10 protein-coding genes are annotated in these 17,822 nt (G+C 42.6%); 5 read left to right on the top strand and 5 right to left on the bottom strand.

The features are described 5' to 3' along the window. Nucleotides 1-105 precede the first annotated feature (105 nt). Nucleotides 106-2,883: a DUF6797 domain-containing protein gene (locus tag X939_RS0101050; RefSeq protein WP_025761392.1), complete on the bottom strand. Its 2,778-nt coding sequence runs from the start codon at nt 2,881-2,883 to the stop codon at nt 106-108. Nucleotides 2,884-3,110: 227 nt separating this feature from the next. On the opposite strand from X939_RS0101050, the gene X939_RS0101045 reads away from it, so the two are divergent. Both X939_RS0101045 and X939_RS0101040 read left to right on the top strand, forming a co-directional pair. After that, nucleotides 3,111-5,177 (top strand): T9SS type A sorting domain-containing protein, encoded by a 2,067-nt coding sequence (locus X939_RS0101045; protein ID WP_131694689.1) that lies wholly within the window; start codon nt 3,111-3,113, stop codon nt 5,175-5,177. Nucleotides 5,178-5,277: 100 nt separating this feature from the next. Further along, nucleotides 5,278-7,692 (top strand): TonB-dependent receptor, encoded by a 2,415-nt coding sequence (locus X939_RS0101040; RefSeq protein WP_025761390.1) that lies wholly within the window; start codon nt 5,278-5,280, stop codon nt 7,690-7,692. A 44-nt stretch (nt 7,693-7,736) separates the two neighbouring features. On the opposite strand, the gene X939_RS0101035 is transcribed toward X939_RS0101040, so the two are convergent. From X939_RS0101035 to X939_RS0101025, 3 genes are all read right to left on the bottom strand, one after another. Continuing rightward, a complete protein-coding gene (locus X939_RS0101035; protein ID WP_025761389.1) occupies nt 7,737-8,414 on the bottom strand; it encodes a potassium channel family protein in 678 nt (225 codons plus the stop codon). 76 nt (nt 8,415-8,490) lie between these two features. After that, nucleotides 8,491-10,260: a TrkH family potassium uptake protein gene (locus tag X939_RS0101030; RefSeq protein WP_044198154.1), complete on the bottom strand. Its 1,770-nt coding sequence runs from the start codon at nt 10,258-10,260 to the stop codon at nt 8,491-8,493. 6 nt (nt 10,261-10,266) lie between these two features. Next, entirely contained in the window at nt 10,267-11,505 is a 1,239-nt protein-coding gene (locus tag X939_RS0101025) for a cation:proton antiporter (RefSeq protein WP_025761387.1), read from the bottom strand. Between the two features lie 517 nt (nt 11,506-12,022). On the opposite strand from X939_RS0101025, the gene X939_RS0101020 reads away from it, so the two are divergent. Together X939_RS0101020 and X939_RS0101015 are read left to right on the top strand one after the other, a co-directional pair. Next, nucleotides 12,023-13,207, top strand: a complete 1,185-nt coding sequence (locus tag X939_RS0101020) for a putative porin (protein WP_025761386.1) — start codon at nt 12,023-12,025, stop codon at nt 13,205-13,207. A gap of 115 nt (nt 13,208-13,322) precedes the next feature. Further along, nucleotides 13,323-13,757 carry a hypothetical protein gene (locus X939_RS0101015; RefSeq protein ID WP_025761385.1) on the top strand — a complete coding sequence of 145 codons (435 nt, stop codon included), beginning with the start codon at nt 13,323-13,325 and terminating at the stop codon, nt 13,755-13,757. A 4-nt stretch (nt 13,758-13,761) separates the two neighbouring features. Here X939_RS0101015 and X939_RS0101010 read toward each other — a convergent pair whose 3' ends face one another. After that, on the bottom strand, nt 13,762-15,216 hold the full coding sequence (locus tag X939_RS0101010; RefSeq protein WP_025761384.1) for a sulfatase family protein: 1,455 nt from the start codon (nt 15,214-15,216) through the stop codon (nt 13,762-13,764). 311 nt (nt 15,217-15,527) lie between these two features. Between X939_RS0101010 and X939_RS0101005 the strand changes: the two genes are divergently transcribed. Beyond that, nucleotides 15,528-17,810, top strand: a complete 2,283-nt coding sequence (locus tag X939_RS0101005) for a TonB-dependent receptor (protein WP_084299275.1) — start codon at nt 15,528-15,530, stop codon at nt 17,808-17,810. Nucleotides 17,811-17,822: the final 12 nt, after the last annotated feature.

Genomic DNA, 17,822 nt, shown 5'->3' with positions numbered 1-17,822 from the left:
CGACCACATCGACGTAGTCGCATCAATAGCAAAATAGTAATCACTTTCCACATCAATCAGAAGGAATGTATCATGACACCCTAAGGAACCAGAACTATAGGAGCCTTATTTTTTTCCTAAGGACTTGATGTACATACTTACAGAAGCAATATCAGTTTCAGTCAAGATCCCCTCAAAGGAAGGCATCTCCGGACTATAGCCTTTTACGATCTTTTTGGCAGGAGCCAGAAGTGATTCTCTTAAATAGGCCTCATCTGCAATGCCTGAAGTTCCATCTTCAAATTGTCGTGTAGCGCCATATAAATTCTGGAAAGGCGGTCCGTACATTCCTTTTGTTCGCGTTCCTTCCGAATGACAACCGGCGCAAGCCATGGTTCTGAATACTTTCTCGCCACGAGCCACGGTAGCGGGTTCTTCTTCCTCCTGTTCAGCCTTATCGGGAGCCTTTTCTAAAAGAGCCAGATCAACATTTGAAAAACCATAGGGTTTAAGATCCATAGAGCCGGCATGATTAATGCTAAAATAAGCTCCATCTTGCATTCGTTTGCCGTCTTTGGCTTTCAAATCATATTCCAGTTCCATTTGCATCACCGTTCTCATATCGGGGATCAGCAATAAAACCTGCTTTCGGTCAGCAGAAAGGTATGAAGCACGAACGGGTAAAATTTCCTCTCCTTTACTACCGTCCAATTTAAAGTGACCCGAACCATAGGCATCCGTTAGCTGGTAGTTATATCGTTTTACTTTGAAACTTCCTTTCTGATGTATCGATTCTGGATCTAAGGGACTGTCGAACCCGATAATGACACCTTGTTGCCCCGCCTGGAACTTACTGGGCATATAACTAGGCATTCCGGTATAGCGCAACCGAAGTAATGCACTTATTCCTTTTGACTTCGACCCCCACAGATTAAAACCAGCGATGTACAATTGTTCATCTTTGGGACTCACAGCTGCCTTGGAAGTTGGGGTTGGATAATCCGCATTGATGGGCGTCACGGCTCCCTGAATCACTTGAGCGCTGCTATCGATCAGGACACGGAACAGACCGGGTCTGCCAAATGATAAGTGAACCATATCACCACTCATTGGACCCATTTTATTACCCGTTAGCCAAGCCTGACCAATAGCGGATTGATCGATGTTATGAGGTATCCAGGTTAGCGGTGGAGTAATAGGGGGATTATCGTCTCTGTGCATCGTAGGAGGTACACCGAAATAATCACCCTTTTTAACAACAAAAAGCGGTGTAGAAGGAACAAAATTGCCTTGTTGATCAGAGGCTGTCAGTATGTCCTTTTCGGGGTGGTAACCCAGGTAGGGACCACGAAGACCTGTAGCGACTACCTCAAAGGATCTTCCGTCCGCGCTAAGTTTCAAAATGGAGCCATTATACCTGGATCCCTGACGAAACCCATTGGCAACTTTGGGTGTAATTCCAGGACCATTGCTAAGACTCCCTCCGATAGCGACATAATAGCTTCCATCCATGGCATGAACCAAATCTCCTGCCCATTCACGGCCCTCGGCCGATTGTGGTATTATATTGGAGAAGTTCTCATAATAATCCGCCTCACCATTACCATTCAGGTCGTGCAATCGGGTAATGCCATTTCTACTAAATACGAGTACTTTTTCATCAACCACTTCAATGCTCATGGTCTCATTCATGCCTGATGCAAATCGTTTCCACTGAAGATTCTGTAGACCTCTGTCTATCCCCCCAATAATCCAGACATCCCCCTCGAAGGTTATCAAGGCGGCCCTACCATCCTTAAAAAAGGCAATATCAGCGGCACGCACGCCTCTATTCCATGGATTAGGTAAGGGAAGCGACAACTTATCGGTAACATAGGCTGCCGTATCTGGCGAAAGTGAGCCTTGTGTGGAAATGATCTGAGGCCAATATGCAGGACCTCCCTGAAGTGGATCAGGAAAATCGATTTTAGTTTTCTTACATAGTTTTTCAAATTGCCCTACCAAAGAAGCAGGCCCCTTCCAAAGCGCCAAGGAAGCCGTAGCAGGCTCATCGGAGGCTAGAAACCGAACAGTTAAAAGGCTGTCACCTTGCACACCTAAGGTTAAAGATTTGGATTTTCTACCCAAATAGCCAATCGCTGTAACCGTATCCTGAGCGGTTCCCTGATAGAGGAGGATTACATTTCCCTTTTGTACCACTTTCTTTGTATTCGTCACATGAGCGGCTGTAAGCCATAAATCCTGTTTGTTATTTTTTATCGAGAGCGTTCTCGTAAATGCAGTTTGATTAGAAAATGAAACTTGCCCAGGATGTTCCAGCACCTGTGCCTCTCCTACCGAATAATTCATTACCACCTTTGTCCCCAAGGTATATATTCCATTCCATCGACCCTGAGTCTCTGGTAAGGCGCTCCATTCCTCTGGCACCACATTTCCATTAACCATTTGAGCAGTTTTGTTCCCGGATTTCCACCCTGCATAATGCCCCGTAGCAAGCATAGGAATCCCTGCAATGGTGGCGATCTGATTATTCTTGTTGTGAAAATCACTGTATGAGACCTGTGCCATTAAGGTCATTGGCATAAACTTCCGTGTCCATGCGACCGACCAGCGAAGAAGGTCGGTATCAAAGGTCATAAAGGCACTATCCCCTAGTTGAATGGCAACTGTGCGAGCTGCTAGATTATTTGATGGAAAACCATTTCCGATAGAACGTCCATCGATATGCGTAGAGATGAAGGGAAATTCTTTCTCAACAAAGTCTGCAATTTTCAGACTATCAGCACTGTTCGTAAAGCTGGAGAATTGATGACGGTAACCTGTAAGCAATAGACTACAGAACAGAATGGCAATCAACGTAAATCTACCCGCATTTTTAGAGCGTAAAGGAAGGCATTGAAACATTTTTACAATTATTTAAAGTTCAAAGGTTAATTATGGGTTGAATAGTATAATAAACTATCTCCGGATAAGGAAAGCTTAGTATACAATTTTATTACTATAACAAGACTGTATATTCACCTTCTTACCATGAAAGACCAAGGCTGGATTTTATTTATTTGTAAAAATTATTTCTTTCAATTCATAAGTCTCAGGATTCCATTGCCATACCAAAAGTATATTCCATTAATTTGCAAACTAAACCAGTCACCCAATCTAACTTAGCGCTCATGATCGCTCCTGGCCCCCTTCTTACTTACTGGATCGTTGCCGCTATCTTCTATTTTAGTAATCTGATTGCTGCCACTGCACAAATCATACTTACCAACCCAAGCAATCATCAGGTATTTCAGCGTGATCTGAAGGATTCCGCCTTAATCTCCATATCTGGCTATATGCACTGTCCTTACTTAAGTGTTCGAGTAACGCTCATTCCCAATCAAGACGATCAAATGAGCATTGATAGCTCCTTGAATCAAGGACAAATGGCCCGAGGAAATTTTCATTTACAAATGCCGGCAGCAAAGGGGTGGCACCGATTATTGGTTCAGGGACAAAGGGCCGATGGACCGATAGACACGACTATAGTTGAACGGGTGGGAGTAGGCGAAATATTTTTAGTGGCAGGCAACTCCAACGCCATGGGCGTTCAGGGATTGGGCGCAAAGCAGGGGTTAGACCATGTCGTTGTATTTGACACTATCAACAAGGTTCTCGATCCATCTAACATCACAGTAGCCGAAGACCAACCCTTGCAACACCCTATTTTCTCACCGATTCGAGCCCATGGATTCACATTCCCTGCTGGTGAAACCTCCTGGATATGGGGCGAGCTTGGAGACATGCTTTATGAAAGATTGGGAACCCCAGTTCTATTTTTTAATGCTGGATGGGCAGCCGCCAATAGCAATCATTACCGGGAAACAGCAGAAGGAAAAAATGCCTTTAATCATTATGTAGGCAAATATTGGCCTAATCGACAGCCGTACTCTAATATTAAAAACACCTTACGGTACTTCCACTCCTGGCTAGGACTCAGGGCCGTGCTCTGGTCTCACGGAGAAAATGACGCTTACGACCTAGGAATGGATCGCCAAACCTATTTTAATAATATACAATATCTCATAGACCAATCCAGACAGGATTTTGGCAAAGCCATACCCTGGGTTATAGGCCAGTCTACAGTTACCTGGCGCAGCGACCAACCTTTTTGGCCTGTCAGGACCGCTCAGAAAGATTTAGGGACGCTTCCGGGATACAATACCTGGCTTGGTGCGGACACGGATAGCGTTCAGGTTCCTCGTCCGGCCCATGGCCATTTCGAAAATGTTCCTGGCGGCATCCAGGGAATTTCCCAGGCCGCCCAAGCCTGGAATCGGAACCTTTCCAACGATTTTTTTTCGAGTATAGAACCTTTGCTACCAAATGGCTTCTTATTTACTGGTATGGTGCCTGCAAGCAGCTCCCCCGGCGCCTATTTGTTTATCCCTTTTGACCTCCAGAATGTTTCCATTGCCCGAAAAATTGAAGCAGAACTTCTGACTGCAAAGGGACAGTACATTGCTACCCTGGGGTCAGGAGACAAAAGTCCCTTATATCTGCAATTGCCAAAATCGTTACCTGCCGCCAGCTATGTGGTTAGATTAGTCACGGCCGACAAGCAAATTATTGGAAATATATCGGCTCCCATACTTATAGGCCCTGGAAAACCTACACAATTGACCAGAGGACTTAATGTCCGTGCATTTGGCGATGGTATATATATATCCTGGCTTTCAAGTCCGCATCCCAATTTAAAAGAAGTCATTCTATTAAGTAGCAACGATCAAAGAAATTTTAAACCACTACAGACGTTTACTGGCCTGGATAATAGAGCGGAGTCCAAGATTTACAGCTACCTTGACAAAACTCCTGGAGACCGAACTGTTTATTATCAAATCAGAAGAATATATACCGATGGAACCGAGGAAAACGGGGGAATCATTGCGGCATTTAGAGGCGACACACCTCCAACATACCGCGTTTTCCCCAACCCTGTCAGCGGTAACCAATTCTTCGTGCGCCCTCTAGAAAACGGGTACCCTGAAACCATAGAACTTTATGATATTCAAGGCAGACAACACCCTATTCAAATAGATCTCCAGACGATACTAGGACTGATAGAAATTCGCAGTATTTATCCATTGCCATTGGGTAACTATATTATACGTCTGGAAAAAGAAGGAAAACTTGTGAGTCAGACTTTAACCATCGAGTGAAGGGAAGAATCGTCTTTAACTCGACCTCCCGTACTTTGGGAAATATTCAGAATTAATGCGGATTAAATATCATATTTTGGCTGATCAATTTTAAAGTATCATGATAAAATTCAAATACCTTATTCATTTATATATTTTCCTACTCACTATCCTGCAGATTCAGGCTCAAAGCAAACGCGTAACAATTTCTGGAAAAGTGGCTACCCAACAGGGATCAGTAGCCTTGGCGTATGTCAATATTAGTATTTTGAGAACGACTGATCAAAGTTTCGTCGGGGGGAGTATCAGTGATACAACCGGCCATTTTATCCTCGCCGACATTTCACCAGGAACCTACCTGTTGAGCATTCGTTATCTGGGATACCTTACTAAAACAGATGAGATTCTAATTGGAACCTTAAGTCCATATTTAAATTTGGGCACCATTTTGCTGGAAGCAGATCCGAATCGTTTAGAGGAAGTAACCATTACGGGCCGACAGAAAGACGGTATTAATCAAAGCATGGATAAGAAGATTTTTTCCATCGCTGAGAATATTAGTCAGCAAGGAGGATCGGTACTGGATGCTATGCGGAACTTACCAGGCCTGGCTGTGGGTCAGGATGGAAAGATACTTTTGAGAGGCAGTGATAAAGTTGCCATCTTATTAGATGGAAAGCAAACCGCTTTAACCGGTTTTGGGTCTCAAACAGGCCTGGACAATCTACCAGCCTCAGCGGTGGAACGGATAGAGGTGATCAACAACCCCTCAGCCCGATATGATGCCAATGGTCAGGCAGGCATTATCAATATTATATATAAGAAAAACAGAGAAGATGGTTTCAATGGAAAGGCAGGCTTAACCTTGGGAGCGGGTGCCCTTTGGATAAAAAAGAGTAATTTACCCGGAGTCGGCAAACAATATCAATTTACGCCAAAAATAAACCCATCTTTATCACTTAACTACCGAAAGAATAAAATTAATTGGTTCTTCCAGGCTGATTATCTCCACAACCCTACGCTTAATAAGAATGAATTTGTCGAGAGAATTTACGACGATGGTCAAATTGTGAACCAACAAACGAGGAGAAACCGGGACACCAATATCAGCACAGTAAAGACGGGACTGGACTGGAGCCCGTCAGAATTCAATCAATTCTCGGTTTCAGGATTGATAAGTTCGGAAAAAATAATTGATCATGGCGATGAACCATTCTTCAATGGCGACCTTACCAAAATAATCCGACTCTGGACATTCTTAGAAGATGAGCTCAAGACCACTGCTACCTTGGCCGCTACTTATAAGCACCAGTATAAACAACCGGGGCGTACCTTGCTGGTAGGCCTGAATTATACCTTTCATAGAGAGGATGAAAAGTATTTTTTTACCAATGAACTCCCGGATTTTACCGGAAAAGATGCCTTCAAGCTTCTCAGCGACGAACACGTAGTTGATCTCACGACAGACTATATTGAGCCGCTCCGCTACGGAAGGATAGAGGCAGGACTAAAACTACGAAGGCGGTACATTCCTACCAATATGGAATTTTTCCCAGGACTTAACTCGCCTATTGACTCCCTGGCAGGTGGATGGGCGAACTATAATGAAACGATTCCAGCGGTTTATGGCAACTATGTTTTTGAAAATAAATTTTTCGAGATAGAAGCCGGAGTTCGTTTCGAGTTCGTCGACCTTCGTTACAGTGTAAACCCCTCCCACCCCACTTATAAAAGTAACGGATATAATTATGGTCAGCCCTTTCCTAACTTGAGAGTGGCCTATAAACTTAATGAAGGGAACAAAGTGTCACTGTTTTACAACAGACGCGTGGATCGACCCAATGAAGTTGACATCCGTATTTTTCCTAAATATGATGACCCCGAAATAATAAAAATAGGGAATCCGGCTCTCAGTCCTCAGTTCACCTCTAATATTGAAGCAGGGTTTAAACGAAACTGGGATCGGGGTTATCTATTCTCTGCACTTTATTATAAGGCTACCAACCATACCATTACGCGAATCGGAAGCATATTACCAGGAAGTACCATCATTTATAATATCTTTCAAAATGCTGGCAACAGCCATAACACCGGACTTGAATTGATGGCACAACATCTCGTAATTCCTTGGCTGGATCTTAGTGCTAATGTCAACGTCTACCAAAATGTAATCGAAGCATTTACTGTACAAAATTTCTATCCCGTACCAACAATCTATACCAATACAAAACAGTCAATTTGGTCTGGCCAGAGCAAAATTACGGCCAATTTGAAATTCAAAACTGGACTGGATATACAAGTTTCAGGCCAATACATGGCTGCGGACCGCATACCTCAAGGAAAAATAGGAGCGCGATATGGAGTTGACATGGGAGCAAAAAAACAACTCTCAAAAGGCGAGATTTACTTTAATGCAAGCGACTTATTCAATACCATGGTAATCCGAAAGATGGTTTTTGGTGATGGCTTCAGCTACAAGAGCAACGATTATTTCGAAACCCAGGTATTCCGCCTGGGCTATCAGTACAAGTTTTAGTAAACTTGCCTCGGCACCGAAAACCGTAGGTCTGTGATCTGCTATTAATGCATTAATTTTTCTATATCCTTCATCTCGCCAAATAGTACCAATACCTCGTCCTCGTGCATAATAGTATCGGGTGTAGCAATGCCAGAAGCCTTGGTAAATGTCTTGATCAGGCCATTCTCAGAGGCTTTTGAAACCGTTAATACCGTTAGTACAATCACTTGATAGCGTTTCGTAAAATCGGCTTGAGCCAGCGACATACCAATATACTTTTTGGGCACTTTCGTTTCTATGATACTATAGCGCTCCGAAATTTTAAATGAGTCCACGATTCCAGAGTTATCCAGACGCATTGCCAGCCGTTCAGCCGACTCCTCTTCGGGGAGCACATATTCATCGATCTGCATGGCTTCCAGCACCGTGAGTTGCAGCTCGGACACTACCCGGCCAATGATTCGTTTCATCCCAAGCTGCTTGAGCAAGGCGGTAGTAAGCAGGGAAGAAGCTTCATCTTCACCGATGGCAACGATCACGGCATCGGCGTCTTTGAGGGGTAGAGAACTTACCGCACTCTTATCGGTGCAGTCCATACACACGGTATGAGTAATTTTTTCCTTTAATTGCTCCACCTTGGTCATGTTATTATCCACGCCAATTGCCTCATGACCTAATTCAGTCAGGCGTATAGCGAGAGATTTACCAAAATTCCCCAATCCAAATATTACATATTTCATTGCTATTTTTCTAAATCGGTATACAGTTCAAATGTACTAACTATCCTGGCTTATATAGCGTCCAGTTTCTTTTCTATTAGAAATTCATTTGCTCATTAGGAAATCTATAATTCTTAGGCTTATCCTTTTTGATGATGGCAATCAACAGAGTGAGAAAGCCTACCCTACCTACAAACATGGTAATTGTAATGACTAATTTTCCTGCATTGCTGAGCTTATCGGTTACCCCCAGACTTAGCCCAGACGTACTGTAAGCGGAAAAACTTTCAAAGGCTAATGAAATCAGATGCTTGTCGGGATCGGTAACCGATAAGGAGAAAATTGATATTCCTAAAAAAATCAAAGACAGGCTAATGATGGCGAATGCCCTGGACGAAGAATCTCCTGTAACCCTCCTTCCAAACATTTCTATGGACTCCTTCCCTTTTACCAAGCTAACGATATTCATGCTGGCTAAGGCAAAAGTGGTTACTTTCACCCCTCCACCTGTCGATCCCGGAGCGGCTCCTATCCACATTAAGAGGAAGATAAGCATGATGGTAGGGAATGATAACTGCGCCATATCCACAGCATTAAAACCAGCAGTCCTTGGGGAGGTCGCTGTAAACAGAGCAGAAACGACCTTCCCCCATATGCTTTGATGGATCGCAAGTGAGTTGGTAAATTCCAGCAGGAAGACAGCAGCAAAGCCCACCGTGATTAAAAAGAAGGTGGTATAAGCGATAACTTTGGAATTAAAACCAATAATCTGAGCCCGGTAAATAAAGGCGCGCCGATAAACAACCTTATGGAATAGATTCCATAACCAGCGTTTCACAAATTCATATACATTAAATACGATGGCAAACCCTAACCCTCCTAATACATAAAGGGCAATTAACACCACATGGAAATTATAATTAAAACGGAGGGACTCGTTGCTAATGCCGCCCGTAACCGTGGAAAAACCCGCATTACAAAAGGCAGAAATCGCATGAAAGACTGAAAAATATATATGGTCTGCCACAGATTCAAACTGATTGTCGTCCAGGGCCAGGTAGATTAAGAAGGCGCCCAGTATTTCAAAGGAGAGGGTTACAAAGATTATTTTATATAGGGTTTTAATAACCGATCCAATTTTGCCTTCTCCTATCAACTCTGTAAACATCAGCTGATTTTTAAATGAGAATCCGCCTGAAAAGAAATAGCCGAAAAAACCAGTAAAAGTCATAATCCCCAGCCCGCCGATCTGTATAAGTATCAGTAAAATACTTTGGCCAAATCGGGTAAACTCTGATGCTACGTCTACCACTGACAAACCCGTTACGCATACCGCACTGGTGGCTAAAAAGAGGGCATCAACGAAGGTAATATGCCGATCATAGGTGGACTTGGGCAATAAAAGCAAAGCTGTACCCAAGAGGATTAATAATAAGAAGCTGAGTACAAAAAGGAGGGTAGGATTAAAATAAAATTGATCGAAAAATAGGGTCTTTTTTGAGATTTCGATGATAAAAATTCCATAAATACCTACATACATCCATTCAGGCCTAACGAGTTGGGTCCCGTTGGCACCACTGAAATAATAATTATCGGCAATGGTGACCGCAATAAAATAAATACACAGTATCGCCTCGGCATATTTGGTAATTTTTGACGACTGGCTCAAAAACTGGGTAACCGTCTTGATAATCAGTGCGAGTGCAAAAAACAAAAAACACCATTCCAGAATTCGGTTGGTAAGGTGTTCAATGACGATATCCGTATTGTACCCAATATGAAACAGTACACCAAGGGAGCATAAAAAACTCATGATCAATAATATATGATCGATCACCTTGCGAAACCGCAGAATCCGTTCTTTCATCAATTCCTATTTACTAAGTCGTTTTATAAGTCCCTCGACGGTAAATCCTTGCACCAAAATTGAAAACAGTACAATCACAAAGGTGACTGACACAATAATCTCCTTATACGGATTGGCAGGAATAGAAAGCGCAAGAGCTATGGAGATACCTCCCCGGAGTCCTCCCCAGGTCATAATTTTCAGGGTAGATATCCCCCCGATGCTGTTCTTAAATCGAAATAAAACTGATGGAATATAAAGAGCCACAAACCGACCCACTACGATGATTAGAGCCATCAATACACCCACGACGAGGTAACCTAACTCGAAGCTTACTACTACAATCTCTAACCCTATAAGCATAAAAAGTATAGCATTTAAAATTTCGTCCGTTACCTCCCAAAATTTCCCTAGATAATCTCTGGTTATATCGCTCATGGCCAATCGCTTTCCCCGATTACCGGTCATAATTCCGGCTACCACCATGGCCAACGGACCTGAGACATGCAGGCTATGACATAGGCTGTACCCGCCCATTACCATCGCCAGTGAGATCAGAATTTCGGTCTGAAAGTGATCTATGGACTTCATAAAGCCATAACCCAGATAGCCAATAATCAAGCCCATCAGAATACCGCCTATAGCCTCCTGAACGAATAATATACCTATTTCCATGGCTCCAAAATTATCGATCCCCACTGAGGCTATCTGTAAAATGGTGGCAAATATCACGACGCCAATGCCATCATTAAAAAGTGATTCTCCTACAATATTCGTCTCTATGGATTTGGAAAGCTTAGCTTTTTTAAGAATACCCATTACCGCAATTGGATCGGTGGGAGAAATCAGGGCTCCAAAAAGCATACAATAGATCAGGGGTACCTCCAGAGAAAACAAAGGCATAAATAGATAAAACGAAAAACCCACCAACACCGTAGAAATGACGGTTCCAAGGGTAGCAAAACTAATGATACTCTTGGCCGATGATCTTAGATCTGCCAGTTGCACATGTAAGGATCCGGCAAAGAGTAAAAAGCTTAAAAGCATACCCAGCAAGAATTCAGAAAAATCAATTAATTCTAGCTTTTCCCTTACCAATGCCGTAAAACCGTTCCAGAAATAGCCTTCGATGATAACCAATAAAGAAACAATCGTCCCCATTAACATCAGGCTGATCCCTGATGGTAGCTTAATCCACCTGACATTGATATATGAAAAGCCTGCTGCAAGTGTGATTAATATCGAAAACAGTATAAATAATTCCATAAAATTCGATTTGGATGTTCTGGAAAACGATAAGTCATTGCAAACATATGCAAAGCAGATTGGAATAAAATACTTTTTAATAATAACTTATCCCGTAACAATGCTTACAAATACCTACTAATTGCTCGTATATACTGATTATCAATCCATTATATGCTCCTCTGTAATTTCAGGCAGTCTTTTCATTTCCAGAGGATAAATGTGGCAACTTGAAGTATCAACCCCGGGAAATTAATTCAAATAATTTGCACATTAATGGGCCTTGCTCCCACTATCCTGATAGGTTTACCCTTGATATAAAGGCATGAAACCCGTATATTTGCAGGCTTATGACTCTATACACAACCTTCAGACCTTCTATTCCTTATCGCTTTCATAAGTGTTCAAAATTTAATTTTCCTAAGATTCTTACTATTTGGTAACTACGATAATCTTAGCCATTTTAAAATAAATACTAGGCTGCCCATAGACCCCGGTCTACCTTCCAAAGAGCATCCAAATTATTAATATAATACAAATGAATTCTTTAAAATATTTAATTCTCATGAGCATGACGCTCATGGCACCATGTTCCTTTGCCCAGGATAAGCCGAGTTTAGAGCTAGGTGGGGCGCTACGCTTTAATTACAACTATTCTACCTGGAAACCTGCGCAAAAGAAGCGTGGAGGAGATTTTGGATACGACCTATTTAGAATTAATGCAAAAGCCGCATATAAAAAAGTAACCCTTAATAGTGAATTTAGAATTTATTCGAAAGACTTTGGAGGCCCTATGCTTAAACAAGGATGGATCGGATATGATTTTAATGAACAAAGCAATCTACAAATTGGTCTTACTCAGGTTCCATTTGGTATCACTCAATATAATTCTAATTCCTGGTTCTTCAGCTTAAATTATTATGTAGGGCTGGAAGATGATCATGACATGGGAATAAAATATACGCATACCGGAGAACATTGGGATTACACCCTGGCCTTTTTTAAAAATGCAGAAGAGCTTCGTTTTGGAAATGGTACCGATGTCTCCGATAGCCGATATTCTTATGATGTAGCTTCTATAGACCTGAATGGAGACGGAAATTTGAACCTTAGAAATAAAGAAGTAAACCAGGTTAACGGAGATCTGACCTATAAAATCGTATCTGATGGAAGCCAGCAACGAATCGGCATATCCGCACAATATGGAGGTTTATTTAATCTGGACACAGAAAATATTGGAAATCATTACGCCTTCGCGGCTCATTACGAACTTAAAGTAAAAAAATTCGGTGTCAAGGGGCAATTTGCCAATTATGGATACAACCCTGAAAATCCCCTGGGTGAGACCCGGGAGGTGATGGCTATGACTGCCTATGGGGCTCCTTACCTTGTAGCGAGCCGTGCAAATATTTATAGCCTTGGACTAAGCTACAGTATTCCACTCAGCTGGGGGCCAATCTCCAATATGGTATTGTATAACGACCTTGGCATTATGGACAAATTAAAAGAGAACTTCGATCCTTCAATCATGAACGTTACAGGTGCTATGTTGACAGCAGGAAGCGTTTATACTTATATTGATTTTGCAGCAGGAAAAAATCAGCCCTGGCTAGGGCCAGTATGGACCAATGCGTTGGGCAGTGGAGGTACTCAACATCGGGACACCAACGTTTTTGAAGGTTGGGATATGCGCTTCAATATTAACATTGGTTACTATTTCTAAGCTCAGGACTATTCCTGGTATAACGCTCACGAATTGAAGGAATTTAAAGCTAATTAATAAGGTATTAATTCATTAGTTTTACAAAAATATGGATTAAAAGCGAAGCATTCCTGCCATGAATATCTCCATCAGAATTCCTGATTTCAAAACTGTGTTCCTCCTTCTGGCCTTACAGATTTCGGCTACCAACTTATTAGCGGCAAAACGAATCAAAATCATATTTAAAGATTCAGATAGCTCAAGAATACTGGGAAAGCTTATTCTCTCAGGAGATACTACTCGGACCAAATATACACTTCGGTTGAAGAAGCGCCCAAGCCATATCGAGCATACCCTCTTACTTACCGGAGGGACTTGTCAACAACCTAGTGCCAGTACTTCACTTATCAGTAAAATCGTGGCCAATGGGCACGGAAAGGTATATTCCAAAGGGTTTATACTGTTTAGGGGGAAGGAAAATATCCCCTTAAACAGTATAACGGATGGGCAACATGCCCTAAGAATAGAATGGGAGAACCATGTTAGCTGTGCCGTAATTCCCCGAGTATAGCAGGCTACCAGGTAGCCTGCCCGCTTTTTCTATTATTGGTTCCGTCAATCCCGGTAAGTTCATCACCTAAGTCCTTTCTTGCCTTTTCCGCAAGCTTCTGAAGTTCTGCCATTATTTCTGGATGAGACTCTTGTACATCATACCGCTCTCCTGGATCCCTTCGAAGGTCATAAAGTGCTAAAGGAAAAGGACGTGTTTCCAGGGTAGGCCCCCTATGGCCATTTTTTCCAGGCTGCAATCCTTCATAACTTCTCCCTGGATGCGGGAAAACCAGCTTCCATTGATCTCTCCTGACGGCTTCCAGACTATTGGTCCGATAATAGTAATAAAACTCCTTGCGGGGCCGTGAACTAAAGTCTCCCTTAAGCAAGGGTAAAATATCAACACCGTCTATTTTATGCACAGGAAGGTTTCCTCTACTGATTGTCGCAAAAGTTGGCAGTAGGTCGATGGTTGAGGAAAGTTCGTTACAAACTTTTCCTGCTGGCACCACACCTTTCCATTGCATCACACAGGGAACCCGCTGTCCTCCTTCAAACGACACACCTTTCCCTTCCCGTAATCCTCCAGTCGAACCTGCATGTTCTCCATAATTTAACCAGGGGCCATTATCACTGGTAAAAACTACCAAGGTATTCTCTTCCAGCCCATTCTCCCGAAGGGCTTTCAGCACCTCTCCTACCGACCAATCGATTTCCATGATTACGTCGCCATATATTCCTTGCCCACTCTTTCCTTTAAATCGATCTGAGGCGGCTATCGGTACGTGAGGCATGGAATGTGGCAGGTAAATAAAGAAGGGGTCATTCTGATGTGCATTGATAAATCTGACGGCCTCTTTTGTATACGTAGCTGTAAGTTCTGCCTGATCTTCTAGGGTATTGATCGAACGTATCTTCTTATTTCCATGGATTAGGGGCAGGGCCGGATAATGATTTTTACGATGCACGGTATCTACGGGCACACCATTTTCGTCTACGGGCCACATGTCATTTGAATAAGGCAAACCTACAAATTCATCAAAACCATGCTGTAGAGGCAAAAAGTCTGGATGATCGCCCAGGTGCCACTTCCCAAATATTGCTGTGGAATAGCCCTGCTCTTTTAGCATTTCTGCAATGGTTTTTTCCTCTTGATGCAGACCTTTTTTTGCATAGGGAAACAGAGCCCCTGATATGCCAATACGATTGGGGTAACAGCCTGTTAGCAAGGCGGCCCTTGACGCACTACATACGGCCTGGGCTGACAGAAAATTGGTAAAGCGCATACCGTTGGCGGCCATTCCATCCAGATTTGGCGTTTGATAGTTAAGGGCTCCATTAGCACTTAAGTCTCCAAATCCCATATCATCCGCAAAAATTACAATGATATTGGGCTTTGATTTAAATTTGGACGGCTGGCCAAAGCTAACCAGGCAGCTCCCAATAAGGAGTGATAAGATGCCGATGCATTTCTTCATTATGATACTATTAAAGGTTTAGAATGTATAAAAGTATTAAAATCGAGTAATATCCTGATAAATTTCTATTAAAACTGACAGGTATAGTCCACCCATGTGCAGCTAATTCATGTCTCTACCTTTAGCGAATTCTTCATGAACCTTGTCTGGTGCAGGTGCATCTACCCTAATCAGCAACTATAAAGTCAATTTGTTATAATTTATCTGATATTATGTCAATTCGCCATCCTGAAAATGAAAAATAAATTATTTCTATTTGGAATTAGTCCAAATTAAACTTCCTTTGTAAAATATAATTAGTCTAAATAAATATGAGATATATTTTCCTGTTAAGTATACTGCTTATGGGGCAATGTACTGCCCTACAAGCACAAAATGAAAGCGCTTTCTTGAAGGGACGAGTTATTAATCAATGGGGACAGGTTCTACCTAAAGCACAGGTTAGAGTACTCCCCCTCATTGAATGCACATTTACCAACCAAAATGGTGAGTTCAGCCTGCAGATTAAGCCGGGACGATATGAACTAATTATTGGCATGCTAGGTAAAGAAGAATTCCGACAGGAGATTCAAATGGAACCCAGGAATAATCTGACCCTATCCAGTATTACTTTAAAGGACAGCAGTAATCTACTCGAAGAAGTGGTGGTTACAGGTAGCCTTTATCCCCAGAGTCTAAAACAAACGGTTTATCAGACCAGGGTCATCAGTCAGGAGCAGATACAGCTTCGGGGGGGGACCAATCTCCAGGCTATTCTGAATACAGAATTAGGAATTCGATTTTCCAATGATCTGATTTTAGGAACGACCGATATAGAATTATTAGGTATGTCAGGCCAGAACGTTAAAATCCTGCTGGATGGAGTACCTATGACGGATAGAGGAGCCACCCGGGAAAGTTTAGGGCAGATTGACATTAATCAGATTGAGCGTATAGAAATTGTTGAAGGGCCCATGTCTGTTATGTACGGAACCGACGCCCTGGCTGGTGTCATTAATATTATATCAAAAAGGTCCGACGACCATATATTCAAGATAAATGCACGGCTTCAGGAAGAAACGGTTGCCCATGAATATCAACCTTTCACATCGTCGGGGGTGCATAATGCCAGTCTATCCTTGGGCTATAAGAAAAATGGATGGGGTCTGGAGGGTAGCCTAAGTCGAAACAACTTTGGAGGATGGCAGGGTGATAAGCCAGGAAGAGCCAAGGCCTGGATGCCCAAGGAACAATGGTTGGGAAGTGCAGGAATCGGATATAACAACCAAAAAATAAGAATAAGCTATCGTCTCAATGGTACCGATGAAAGCTTACGGAGCCTGGGGGACGTTAATACTAATACTCAGATGGCTGCAGATAAATATTACTTGACCAAGCGTTGGTTCCATCAACTTCACAGTTCCTATCAGATAAGTGACCGGTTAAAGCTAGGAGTACAAGGGGCTTTTACCGATTACAGCCGAAAGACTCAAAGCTCTAACCTGGATGTTACAACTGGTAATAGAATCCTTTCCATGGACGCAGGAGCCCAGGACCGATCCACGTTTCAAACCACGTTTGGCAGAGGCACAGTGGTCTATCAGTTTTCCAAACACCTAACCCTCCTAGGCGGAATCGACTTTACACAAAACCAAAGTAAAGGAGCACGTATACAGGTGAACGCACCTTCTATTAGAGAGACTGCCCTGTATATATCGCCTGAATTCAGAATAAGCAGGCTAAAGGTAAGGCCAGGGCTACGTTTTCTAAAAAATAGCCAGTATACTGCCCCACCCGTCGTTCCTAGCATCAACAGCAAGCTTCAGATCAGCAAATGGCTAGATTTGCGAATGGGGTATGCCCGGGGATTCCGCTCTCCCGATCTTCGTGAACTCTATTTTTCGTTTTTCGATGCCTCACATTCTATTCAGGGAAATCCAAACCTAAAAGCTGAACATTCCAACAGTTTTAATGCTTCATTAACTGCAGGAATTCCATTCAAGAGCCCCCTTCGTATTACTTCGACCTTAAGTGGATTCTATAATCATTTCCAGAATCTTATTGGAACGGCAATAAGGGCGGACAACCCTGCTATTACCACCTATTTAAATATTGAAAAGTTCAAAACCACCGGAGCAAGTTGGAACAATCAGTTATTCTTCAAACAGGTTTCGGCCAGTATAGGATTTCAATACATCGGAAGGTACAATCGTTTAGGAGCCGATGCGCTTACCAATGGTGAGAGCAACAATTTTAACTGGACACCCGAAGTCAATAGCAACATATCGTATCAATTTAAGAAAACAGAAACCACAGTAGGTATTTCCTTTAAGCACACAGGCAAGCAGCCCCTATATGAATCCCCCTCTGATGATACGTATCGCTTAATAAACAGGGCAGCTTATAATATGGCAGACCTGACTTTCACCCAAAAGTTGGGATGGAATTTAAAATTGAATGGTGGAATTCGAAATGTTTTCAATGTCACCAGTATTAACAGTGGCTCGGCACTGACAGGGGGAAGAGGGCATCAGTCGACTGCCGACATCCCCCTGGCCTATGGCCGATCTTTTTTTCTTGGACTTGCTTATAACTGGGCCAAAATAAATCAATAAATAAATCTTAAT

This window comes from Dyadobacter tibetensis Y620-1 (genome assembly GCF_000566685.1).
GTDB classification, from domain to species: Bacteria; Bacteroidota; Bacteroidia; order Cytophagales; family Spirosomataceae; genus Dyadobacter; species Dyadobacter tibetensis.
This window is presented reverse-complemented; position numbering and strand designations above follow the sequence as displayed.